8 protein-coding genes are annotated in these 11,065 nt (G+C 64.5%); 3 read left to right on the plus strand and 5 right to left on the minus strand.

The features are described 5' to 3' along the window. Positions 1–116 precede the first annotated feature (116 nt). On the plus strand, positions 117–3,143 hold the full coding sequence (locus ACX5I4_RS04295; protein WP_461835568.1) for an alpha-mannosidase: 3,027 nt from the start codon (positions 117–119) through the stop codon (positions 3,141–3,143). A gap of 136 nt (positions 3,144–3,279) precedes the next feature. On the opposite strand, the gene ACX5I4_RS04300 is transcribed toward ACX5I4_RS04295, so the two are convergent. From ACX5I4_RS04300 to ACX5I4_RS04320, 5 genes are all read right to left on the minus strand, one after another. Further along, a complete protein-coding gene (locus ACX5I4_RS04300) occupies positions 3,280–4,107 on the minus strand; it encodes an amino acid ABC transporter ATP-binding protein (protein ID WP_461835569.1) in 828 nt (275 codons plus the stop codon). After that, a complete protein-coding gene (locus ACX5I4_RS04305; protein ID WP_461835570.1) occupies positions 4,094–4,759 on the minus strand; it encodes an amino acid ABC transporter permease in 666 nt (221 codons plus the stop codon). Before ACX5I4_RS04305 ends, ACX5I4_RS04300 begins: the two co-directional genes overlap by 14 nt. 15 nt (positions 4,760–4,774) lie before the next feature. Then, the gene (locus ACX5I4_RS04310) at positions 4,775–5,593 is read right to left on the minus strand and encodes an amino acid ABC transporter substrate-binding protein (protein ID WP_461838642.1); all 819 of its coding nucleotides are present in this window, start codon (positions 5,591–5,593) and stop codon (positions 4,775–4,777) included. Positions 5,594–5,823: 230 nt separating this feature from the next. Then, positions 5,824–6,558: a hypothetical protein gene (locus ACX5I4_RS04315; RefSeq protein ID WP_461835571.1), complete on the minus strand. Its 735-nt coding sequence runs from the start codon at positions 6,556–6,558 to the stop codon at positions 5,824–5,826. Next, complete coding sequence (locus ACX5I4_RS04320) at positions 6,555–7,280, minus strand: hypothetical protein (protein ID WP_461835572.1); 726 nt, start codon at positions 7,278–7,280, stop codon at positions 6,555–6,557. Before ACX5I4_RS04320 ends, ACX5I4_RS04315 begins: the two co-directional genes overlap by 4 nt. A 194-nt stretch (positions 7,281–7,474) precedes the next feature. Between ACX5I4_RS04320 and ACX5I4_RS04325 the strand changes: the two genes are divergently transcribed. Both ACX5I4_RS04325 and ACX5I4_RS04330 read left to right on the plus strand, forming a co-directional pair. Continuing rightward, complete coding sequence (locus tag ACX5I4_RS04325) at positions 7,475–9,145, plus strand: ABC-F family ATP-binding cassette domain-containing protein (RefSeq protein WP_461835573.1); 1,671 nt, start codon at positions 7,475–7,477, stop codon at positions 9,143–9,145. Next, positions 9,142–11,055, plus strand: coding sequence for an ABC transporter ATP-binding protein (locus ACX5I4_RS04330; RefSeq protein WP_461835574.1), 1,914 nt, complete (start codon positions 9,142–9,144; stop codon positions 11,053–11,055). Before ACX5I4_RS04325 ends, ACX5I4_RS04330 begins: the two co-directional genes overlap by 4 nt. Positions 11,056–11,065: the final 10 nt, after the last annotated feature.

Genomic DNA, 11,065 nt, shown 5'->3' on the forward strand with positions numbered 1-11,065 from the left:
GATTTTATCCATCGAATGGAATCGTTGTTTCCACCTGCTAGTAACCTTGCTCGCTTAGGTTGCTCGTAGCGGTACGGAAGCCTCTCGACCCAGCCCAGCGCTAAAGGGGACTTGAATTGCACGACGACCGCCGGATCACTGAGAAGCGGCTCGAACGTTTTGTTCGGGAGCGGATCGCCCCCGCCATCTATGGCCGAGCGCTGCCCCTGACGCTCAGCAGTTGGGATGTGCCGGGAGAGCCGGTCCCTGCCTCGGAGGCGCTCCATCAAGTCTTCGAACCCCAAGAGCACGGGGCTGCGTGGGGCAAGGCCTGGAGCACCAAGTGGCTGCGGCTTCAAGGTGAGGTTCCGGAGGGCTGGGGAGTCGCCGATGGCACCGCGGTGGAGATCGTGGTCGATCTCGGCTTCAACAACGACGCCCCCGGATTCCAATGCGAAGGCATTGCCTGGCGCCCGGACGGCACCATCATCAAGGCCATTTCTCCGCGCAATCAGCATGTCCCGCTGAAGCTCTTGGGTGGCGGACTCTCCGTGGACTTCTACGTCGAAGCAGCGGCAAATCCTGATCTCAGCCAGGGATGGAGCTTCTCGGCAACACCCTTGGGAGACATAGCCACCTCCGGAGACGAGCCCCGCTACCGGCTCGGACGCATAGCCATAGCCGAACTCAATGAGGTGGTCTGGGAGCTCCACCAGGACATTTGGACGCTCAGCGGGCTCATGCACGAGCTACCCTTCGAGCTGCCCCGGCGCCACGAAATCCTTCGCGCCTTCGAACGCATGCTGGACGTCATGGATCCTGACGATGTTGCGGGTACCGCGGGCGCCGGCAGGGAAGCCCTCGCCGGGGTCTTGAGCCGGCCCGCGTACGCCTCGGCCCATGAACTGCTGGCTACCGGGCACGCCCACATCGACTCAGCTTGGCTTTGGCCGGTCCGGGAAACCATCCGCAAGTGCGCCCGCACCTTCTCCAACGTCGTCGCCCTCATGGATGAGAACCCTGACTTCGTCTTTTCCTGCTCCTCGGCGCAGCAATTGGCTTGGATCAAGGAGTTCTACCCTGAGCTGTTCATCCGGATCCGCGAGAAGGTGAAGGCCGGGCAATTCATGCCGGTGGGTGGGATGTGGGTGGAATCGGACACCAACATGCCCGGCGGCGAGGCCATGGCCCGCCAATTCGTCGAGGGCAAGAGCTTCTTCCTACAGGAGTTCGGCATCGACTGCCAGGAAGCCTGGCTGCCGGACTCCTTCGGGTATTCCGGGGCGCTGCCGCAGATCGTCAAGTCAGCGGGTTCCCGCTGGTTCCTGACCCAGAAGATCTCCTGGAACCAGGTCAACAAGATGCCGCACCACACCTTCAACTGGGAGGGCATCGACGGCACGCGGCTTTTCACCCACTTCCCGCCCGTGGATACCTACAACGCCGAACTTCACGGTCGCGAACTCGCACACGCCCAGCGCAACTACCGGGAGCATGGCCGGGGCACCATTTCGCTGGTCCCCTTCGGCTATGGCGACGGCGGTGGCGGACCCACTCGCGAAATGGTCGCCGCAGCCCACCGCACGGCGGATCTGGAAGGCTCGCCGAAGGTGCGCATGGGAACTGCGAAGGAGTTCTTCGCGCAGGCCGAGGCCGAGTACCGGAATCTGCCCGTCTGGGTGGGGGAGATGTACCTGGAGCTGCACAGGGGCACCTACACGAGCCAGGCCAACACCAAGCAGGGTAACCGCCGCTCGGAGCACCTCCTGCGCGAAGCCGAGCTTTGGTGCTCGACGGCGGCAGTGCGGACGGCCGGTTCGTTCACCTACCCGGCGGCGGACCTTAAGCGCTTGTGGAGACTTGTGCTTTTGCAGCAATTCCACGACATCCTGCCGGGCAGCGCCATCGCGTGGGTCCACCAGGACGCCGAGCGGAATTATGCCGCGATCGCCCGGGAACTGGAAGCCATCATCGCCGGCGCCGCCGCTGCCCTGTTGGGTGAGGGGAACACGATGTTCCTGCTCAATGCGGCTCCGCATGAGCGCAACGGCGTGCCCCCGCTCGCGGCCGCCGAGGCGGTTCACTCGGACAGCCCGGTTATCGTCACTGAACGGGCCGGCGGCTACGTTTTGGACAATGGCATCATCCGTGCCGTGCTGGACGCCAACGGACTGCTGACGTCCCTTTTGGACTATGCAAGCGGCAGGGAAGCCATTGCCCCCGGTCAGTTCGGCAACCACCTTGAACTCCACCGGGACACGCCCAACGAGTGGGACGCGTGGGATATCGACGAGTTCTACCGCCGGAATGTCGTCTCTGTAGTCGAGGCACGCTCGGTGACGTTGGAGAGCGCCGGCTGGGACGCCGTCGTCGTCGTGGAACGGACTGTGGGCTCGTCCACCATCACGCAGCGCATCTCCCTCGAAGCGGGGGCGGAGTCCCTCGGAGTATCCACCACGGTGGATTGGCAGGAACGCGAGAAATTGCTGAAGATCGGGTTCCCGCTGGATGTCCGTGCGGACCGTTCGGCTTCGGAGACCCAGTTCGGGCACGTCTTCAGGCCTACCCACACCAACACGTCCTGGGAAGCGGCCAAGTTCGAATTCTGCGCCCATCGCTGGATCCACGTGGCAGAACCCGGTTACGGAGTGGCCATCACCAATTCCTCAAGCTACGGGCATGACGTCACCCGGGCCATCCGCGACGACGGCGGAACCACTACCAACGTCCGCTTGTCCCTGCTGCGGGCACCCAAGTTCCCGGACCCCCAATCCGACCTCGGTGTGCACGTTCTGGAGCTGAGCATCCGGCCGGGCGCCAGCATTGGCGATGCCGTGGAAGAGGGGTACCGAACCAACCTCAAGCCGAGGCTGCTGGCAGGTGCGGAGCCTGTGGAGCCACTCTTCACGGTGTTCAACCAAGCGCTGGTGATCGAGGCGGTCAAACTGGCCGAGGATGGCTCCGGGGACGTGATCGTGCGGCTCTACGAATCCCTGGGAGAACGCTCCACAGGCATGATCACAGCCAACTTTGATTCCAGGGAGGTGCACACCGTGGACCTTCTGGAGCGTCCCGTCGAAGCCCCCGGTGTGATGCCCGGAGCCGGTGCGGCCCAAATGACGCTGCGTCCGTTCCAGTTGGTGACCTTGCGCTTCAGCCGCTGAGCGGTGCCCAGCCCAACTGACTCGCAGTTAATGTCGCTTAGAGCGCCCAAAACGACAACAAATGCGTGGGCCCACGCCGCCAGGGTTCCCTGGCCGAGCTTGCGAGGCGAGGGTGGCGGTGGGGATCAGTTGGGGCTCAGACGTCGTGCTGGAGGCGCTTGACGAATTGCTTGGTGCGTTCCTGCCGCGGCTCCCTCAAGACCTCTGCGGCGGGCCCACGTTCCACCACGACGCCGCCGTCCATGAAGATGACTTCGTCGGCAACCTGACGGGCGAAGGCGAGCTCGTGGGTCACGATCACCATGGTCCACCCCTCGTCAGCGAGTTCCTTGATGACACCAAGGACTTCACCCACGAGTTCCGGGTCCAAGGCCGAGGTGGGTTCGTCGAAGAGCAGCAACTGGGGCTTGAGGGCGAGGGCGCGCACGATTCCCACGCGTTGTTGCTGGCCACCTGACAACTCGAAGGGGTAGGCATCGCGTTTGTCCGCGAGCCCTACCCGGGCCAGGAGCCGCTCGGCTTCGGCCACCACTTCCGCGCGTGGCCGTTTCTGGACTTGGAGCGGTCCCTCGATGATGTTCTTGAGCACCGTCATGTGCGGGAACAGGTTGTAGTGCTGGAACACCATGGCACTGCGGTCGCGGAGGGCAGCGATTTCCCGCTTGCCCACGGTGCCGGCGAAATCGAGGGATAGTCCCGCGCCGGATCCGCGGACGGTGCCGGCGTCGGCGTCCCCGAAGGTGACTGTCCCGGCGTCGGGCACTTCGAGGCCGTTGAGCGAGCGCAAAACGGTGGTCTTCCCGGAACCGGAAGGCCCGATCAGTGCAACCACCTGGCCGCGCAGGACATCGATATCGATGCCGCGCAGCACCACGTTGCTGCCGAAGGCTTTGGCGAGGTCGCGGGCGGACAAAACCAGCCCGGTGCCTGCTTGGGAGGCGTTGCTGGCGTCAGTGGGCGACATAACGGTCCAATCTGCGCTCCAGGGCGGACTGGCCTGTGGAGAGGACAAGGCAAATGACCCAGTAGACCAAGGCGGATTCGAGGTACAGGATCATGAATTCCTGGCTGAACGCGGCGATCTGCTGGGCATTGCGGAAGAGTTCGGTGACCAGGATGAGTGAAGCCAACGAGGTGTCTTTCACGAGGGAAATGAAGGTATTGGACAGAGGAGGCACTGAGACCCTGGCCGCTTGCGGGAGGATGATCCGCACGAGCGTTTGTGGCCGGGACATTCCGATGGTGTGCCCGGCCTCCCATTGGCCCTTGGGGACGGACAGGATCGCCGCGCGGATGACCTCGGCCGCGTAGCCGCCCACATTGAGTGAAAACGCGATGATGGCGCTGGGCCACGGCTCCAGCTTCACACCGAGGCTGGGGAGGCCATAGAAGATGACGAACAGCTGCACCAGCAGGGGAGTTCCGCGGATCACGGAGACGTAAAAGCGCGCGACGCCGGAGAGCACCCGGTTGGGGCTCAAGCGCAGGAGGGCAACAAGCAGCGCCAGTGCCAGGCCCAGGGCGAAGGACGCAAGGGTCAGTGGAATGGTGCCCGTGACGGCGCCGCCGATGATTGGCCCGAAGGAACTCCAGACGAGATCCCAGTTGAAGGTCATCTGTTTGGCCGCCGGCTACTTGGTAACGTCTGCGCCGAAGTACTTCTGGGAGATCTTGGCCAGGGTGCCGTCCGCTTGAAGATCCGTCAGGGCTTTGTCCACGGCGGCCTTAAGCTCGGTGGATCCCTTGCGGAAGACCAAGGCGCTTTGCGTCTTGTCCGTAGTCTCCGCCGCGATCTTCAAGCCGGAGTCCGGAGTGGTCTTGGCGTAATCGAGGTAGGTCAGTTTGTCGTTGACGGTTGCATCGACGCGGCCTTGGCGGACCAGGGTTGCGGCCTGCGCCCAACCTTCAACAGCCTGGACGTTGGCGCCTGCGTCAACTGCCATCTTGTAAAAGTTGCTGGTGAGTGACTGGGCGGTGGTTTTGCCTTTGAGGTCGGCGAAGCTGCTGATGGACGTGTTGTCCGATTTGGTCACCACCACCCCGTTGGAGACCGTGTATGGCGCCGAGAAATCGTATTTGGCCGTGCGCTCGGGGTTGATGGAGATCTGGTTGGCGATGGTGTCGAAGCGCTTGGAATCGAGGCCGGCGAAGATGCCGTCGAACTGGGTTTCCTGGAAGGTCGCCTTGACTCCGAGCTTGCCCGCCACGGCCTGTGCGATTTCGACGTCGAAGCCTGTGAGCGGCCCCGCTCCGTTCTCGTGGAAGCTGAACGGGCGGTACGTGCCCTCAGTGGCAATAATGATCTCGCCCTTGGACTTGATAGCGGACAGCGAGGTGTCTCCGCCCGACGTCGACGACGGCGATGACCCGCCACCGCAAGCGGATAGCGCCAGCGCGACGGCGGCAAGGGTTGCGGACAGTGCTGTGCGGCGAGTGGGCAGGCTCTTCATGAAAGCCATCTTAGTCACGGGTCCGCTCCAGCTGCCGGGGGCGTACACAGAAGGACGCTTAAAGAGGCTGAGTGGGGGCGGTCCCCAACAGCCCGCCACCACTCATCCCCCCAAATGTGCTCCCGCACGCGCCACGAACCTTGGAAACCCGTTCATTGATTCAAAGGTCAGGCTGCGTCGCCTTCACACATTCATCATTATGGCACGATATAATGGATTTGTGAAAGAGGTTACGCGGTATGTTTTTCCTCTTGCCTTGACGTTACCGCGCGGCTAGCCCGGTGCGCAATGGCCTTGGACAGCCAGATGGCTCCCAAGCCGAGCGCGCTCGCCAAAGCGGCCGAGTAGTTGATGAGCGGCCGAAGCCACGCGAGCGGCGCAGGGATAAGCGGAAAGACCTGCGAAACGATCAGCAAGCCGAGGCCCAGGAGCAGCATGGCAGAGGCGGCCCGCAGCAGGCCGGGGCCGGAGCGTCGGACGGATCGCCACATGCCCGGGACCAGGCATGCCGCCACGTACCCCGGGTAGAACCTTCCCAAGGCCGCGTAGATATCGAGGGCCGGCCCCGGGTCCAGGTCATTAAGGCCAACAGTGGAGTCCCTGGTGTCCATCGAGAAGAAAAAGAAAGCCGTGAGGACCGCGGCGGCTCCCAAAACGGTCAAGCCAAGCGGTCCCCGAATGGCGTGTTCCCCGCCAGGCGAAGCGAAGGCCCTGGCTACCTTGATGCCCATGAGCAGGAACGTTCCGTAGAGCAGGAACCGGAGCAGCAGGTTGCAGACGTTGAAGTTGCCCAGCCAGGCGTCGATGAGCAAGTAGGGCCCCTCGATGCTGAGCAGGATGTCAAGGGAAATCAGCGCGAACAGGACCAACATCATCCGGTTCTCGCCCCGGACGGCGCTGGGAACGCGGATGACCGTCAACGCAAGGCAAACGAAGAGCGTGGCCCACTGCAGGACGGCGATCATCCGAGATTCTCCCAGATTCTGTTGGCGTGGTCGGCCTCGTGCTCCTGGCGGCGCAAGACCTTGCCCAAGGCCTGTAGCCGCTCGCCGGCCAGCAGGGCCAACTCCCCTTCCGTCATCCGGTCCAGGGCATCCCTCCGTGCCCCTGGAGGCCAGCCGGCTTCAGCCTCCGTGACGAGGCCACTGGCAACGAGGCCTCCGGCCGGTCCGACGCCGGCGGCGCGTGAGGTTGCCAGGGCCAGTTCCGGGGGCAGCCGGTTGGCTGTCAGATGGGCTGAGAAATTCTGCGGTGCGATTCCGGTGGCGCCGGTGACCCGGTGACGCAGCTCGCCGTCGTCGATCGCATCCACCCAGTTCCTGACTGACGTCGCGTGTGGCGTGGCCGCCAGGATCAAGGGAAGCCCCCCGTCCCGGGGCTCGGAGCGCTCCACGACGGCCCGCAAGAGATCCATGGTGGAGATCTGGCTGACGAGTTCCGCGTCGGAGGGCGGAACCGGAGTTCCGCGAAGTGCGGCATAGGCCTCGAATTGTGCCAACGCATCGAAGGGATTCATGTCGAAGGCCCGGCTGATGCTCACGAGCGACGTCTCCGCCACCTTGCCCCGGACCAGTTGCTGGGCCAGCGTAGTGCGTTTCACTCCCGAAAATCGGCAGACATCGGCCGTACTGGTGTTCGGGGCGATCCCGTGCAGCCAGCGTTGGAACGCCTTGGAAGGGAGGGACATGAACCACTTTCTGATAGACGGTTACGGGCGGGCGGTTTCTGATAGGACAGCGAGGTCGATTTTACGATGCGGGCACATTGAATTATGCTTGATTCTCGAACCCGCTGGTCCGCACACCCCCCAAGTACGGACCAGCGGGTTCTTCCATGCCCCGGCCTTTCCGCTGAGGGGCGGAGCAGTGAGAGGATAGACCAATGACTGCAACGCTTGTCGCCAAAGAGCTCTCCGGCGGCCACGGTCACCGCACCTTGTTCTCGAAGCTCTCCCTCACAGTCGCGCCTGGAGACGTCGTGGGTGTTGTCGGCGCCAACGGTGCCGGGAAATCCACGCTCTTGCGCATTCTTGCCGGTGCTGACCGTCCACAAGAAGGAACCGTCAACCTCGCTCCAGCCGACGCTTTTGTCGGGTGGCTGCCCCAGGAACACGAACGCACCCCGGGTGAAACGGTTGCCGCCTACATTGCCCGCCGCACAGGTTGCGCCCAGGCCACGGCGGACATGGAAGCCGGCGCCGAGGGTCTCGCCGCCGGGACCCCGGACGCCGATGACGCCTACTCCTTGGCCTTCGACCGCTGGATGGCATCGGGAGCGGCAGACCTTGAGGACAGGATCCCGGCGATGTTGGCGGAACTGGGCCTGGAATCAGGTCCGGACGCGCTGATGACCGGCCTGTCCGGCGGGCAGGCAGCCCGCGTTGCCTTGGCCGCGCTCTTGCTGAGCCGCTTCGACGTGGTGCTCCTCGACGAACCCACCAATGACCTGGACCTTGACGGACTCGCCCGCCTTGAGTCCTTCGTCCAGGGCCTTCGGGGCGGCGCCGTGTTGGTCTCGCATGACCGGGAGTTCCTGGCCCGGTGCGTCACCAGGGTCCTGGAATTGGACCTGGCACAGAACAGCGTGGCGGTCTACGACGGCGGTTACGACGCTTTCCTCGAAGAACGGGCGGTAGCCAAGCGGCACGCGCGCGAACGGTACGAGGAGTTCGCCAACACCAAGGCGGATCTTATGTCCCGGGCCCGGACCCAGCGCGAATGGAGCTCGCAGGGCGTCCGCAACGCCATGAAGAAAAACCCGGATAACGACAAGATCCGCCGTGCTGCCAGCGTGGAGTCTTCGGAAAAGCAGGCACAGAAAGTCCGGCAGATGGAGTCGCGCATCGCCCGGCTCGACGAGGTGGAAGAGCCGCGAAAGGAATGGCAGCTGCAGTTCAGCATCGGCCAGGCTCCGCGCTCCAGCTCCGTCGTCGCAACCTTGCGCGACGTCGTCGCGCATCAGGGCGACTTCACGCTGGGACCGGTCAATCTCCAGCTGAACGCGGGCGAACGTATCGGGATCACAGGACCCAACGGCGCAGGAAAGTCCACCCTCCTGCGGCTCCTGCTGGGGCTTCAACAGCCCGACGCCGGGGATGCCTCCATGGGCGTGTCCGTGGCGATCGGGGAAATCGACCAAGCCCGGGGACTGCTCGCTGGGCACCTCACCCTCGCCGACGCCGTCGAATCCGTCCTCGCTGACTGGAACTCCGCCGACGTCCGCACCCTTCTGGCCAAGTTCGGCCTGAAGGCCGACCACACGTCCCGGACCGTGGATTCCTTGTCCCCGGGCGAACGAACCCGCGCGGCGCTCGCGCTCCTGCAGGCTCGCGGCGTGAATCTGTTGGTCCTGGACGAACCCACCAACCACCTCGATTTGCCGGCCATCGAGCAACTTGAAGAAGCACTGGACAGCTACGACGGTGCACTCCTACTGGTCACGCACGATCGCCGCTTGCTCGAAAACGTCCGGCTCGATTCCCGTTGGCACCTTGACAACGGCACCGTGACTGAACTGCAGCACACTTCCGGAATGGGGAATCACAAGTCATGAGCATGGATGGCGTCGCCTGGCGCTCGCTCTACAACATCACCCGCGCCAAGAGCGGCTCCCAGCCGTTCTCCCGGGAGACCATCAAACGTGTGCTGGCGTTCGCCAAACCGCACCGGAACAAATTGATCGCGTTCGTGCTGGCCTCCATTGTGGGCGCAGTCCTCGCGGTAGCAACGCCGGTGCTGGCTGGCCGGGTAGTGGACGCGATCATTGCCCGGTCCGGAGTGGACGTGGTGGTAGGGCTGGCCGCACTCATCGCCGCCGTGGCCGTCGCCGATGCCGGGCTTGGTTTGTTGACCCGCTGGCTGTCTTCGGTGATCGGCGAAGGCGTGATCGTGGATCTGCGGACACGTGTGTTCGACCATGTGCAGCGCATGCCCATCGCATTCTTCACCAGGACCCGTACCGGAGCGCTGGTCAGCCGGCTCAACAACGACGTCATCGGAGCCCAATCGGCTTTCGCAGGCACCCTTTCCGGAGTGGTCAGCAACATCGTGTCCTTGGCCCTGACGCTCGTGGTCATGCTCAACACCTCCTGGCTGGTCACCGTGCTGGCCATGGTGTTGCTGCCGATCTTCCTCATCCCCGCGCGCCGCATGGGCTCCAAGCTGGCCGACCTGCGCCGCGAAGCCGCGTCGCACAACGCGGCCATGGGAACCCAGATGACAGAGCGCTTCTCGGCACCCGGTGCCACACTCGTCAAGCTGTTCGGCCGCCCGGACGAAGAATCGGCCGAGTTCGCCCTGCGCGCCGGCCGCGTGCGCGACATCGGCGTCCGCACCGCGATGCTGCAGTTCACGTTCATCACTGCGCTGACGCTCGTTTCCGCCCTCGCCCTCGCGCTCGTCTACGGACTGGGCGGCTGGCTAGCGCTGAGCGGGCAGCTGGCGGCCGGCGACGTCGTCGTCCTGGCGCTGCTGCTAACGCGCCTTTATGCGCCGCTCACCGCGCTGTCCAACGCGCGTGTGGAGATCATGAGCGCGCTGGTCAGCTTCGAGCGGGTCTTCGAGATCCTGGACCTGGAGCCGCTCATCCAGGAAAAGCCCGACGCCGTTGCCGTGCCGCCGGGACCTGTTGCGGTGGAGTTCGACGACGTCCGCTTTGCCTACCCGTCCGCGGACAAGGTCTCCCTCGCGTCGCTGGAAGACGTGGCGACACTGGATACCCGCGGCGGCGAGGAGGTCCTTCACGGAATCAGCTTCCGTGTGGAACCCGGGCAGACCGTGGCGCTCGTGGGGTCCTCGGGCGCAGGCAAGTCCACGGTGGCCCAGCTGCTGTCCCGCCTGTACGACGTCGACTCCGGCACCGTGCGCCTGGGCGGGCACGGGCAGCGTACTGGCCTGGACATCCGTGACGCTACCTTTGACTCCCTCCGGGCGACGCTGGGCATGGTCACGCAGGACGGCCACCTGTTCCACGAAAGCATCGCCTCCAACTTGCGGCTTGCCAGGCCCGGAGCTACCGACGAGGAAATGTGGGACGTGCTCCGGCGAGCCCGGCTCGAAACCATGGTCCGTTCCTTGCCGGACGGCTTGGAGACCGTGGTGGGGGAGCGCGGCTACCGCCTTTCTGGCGGGGAACGCCAGCGGCTCACCATCGCGCGCCTGCTGATCGCGCAGCCGAGGGTTGTCATCCTGGACGAAGCCACGGCGGCCTTGGACTCCACGAGTGAAGCCGCCGTCCAGGCGGCCCTGGGCGAGGCACTCCAGGGACGCACCGCCGTCGTGATCGCCCACAGGCTCTCCACCATCCGGGCCGCCGATGTGATCCTGGTGGTGGAGGACGGATCCATCGTTGAGCGCGGCACGCACGCAGAACTTCTCGCGGCGGACGGTCGTTACGCGGAGCTCTACAACACCCAGTTCGCCGAGGCCACGGCTGTGGCACAGGAAGCTGTTCCGAAGCTGTAAGGCCTCCGGG

It is taken from the genome of Arthrobacter sp. MMS24-S77 (assembly GCF_054888235.1).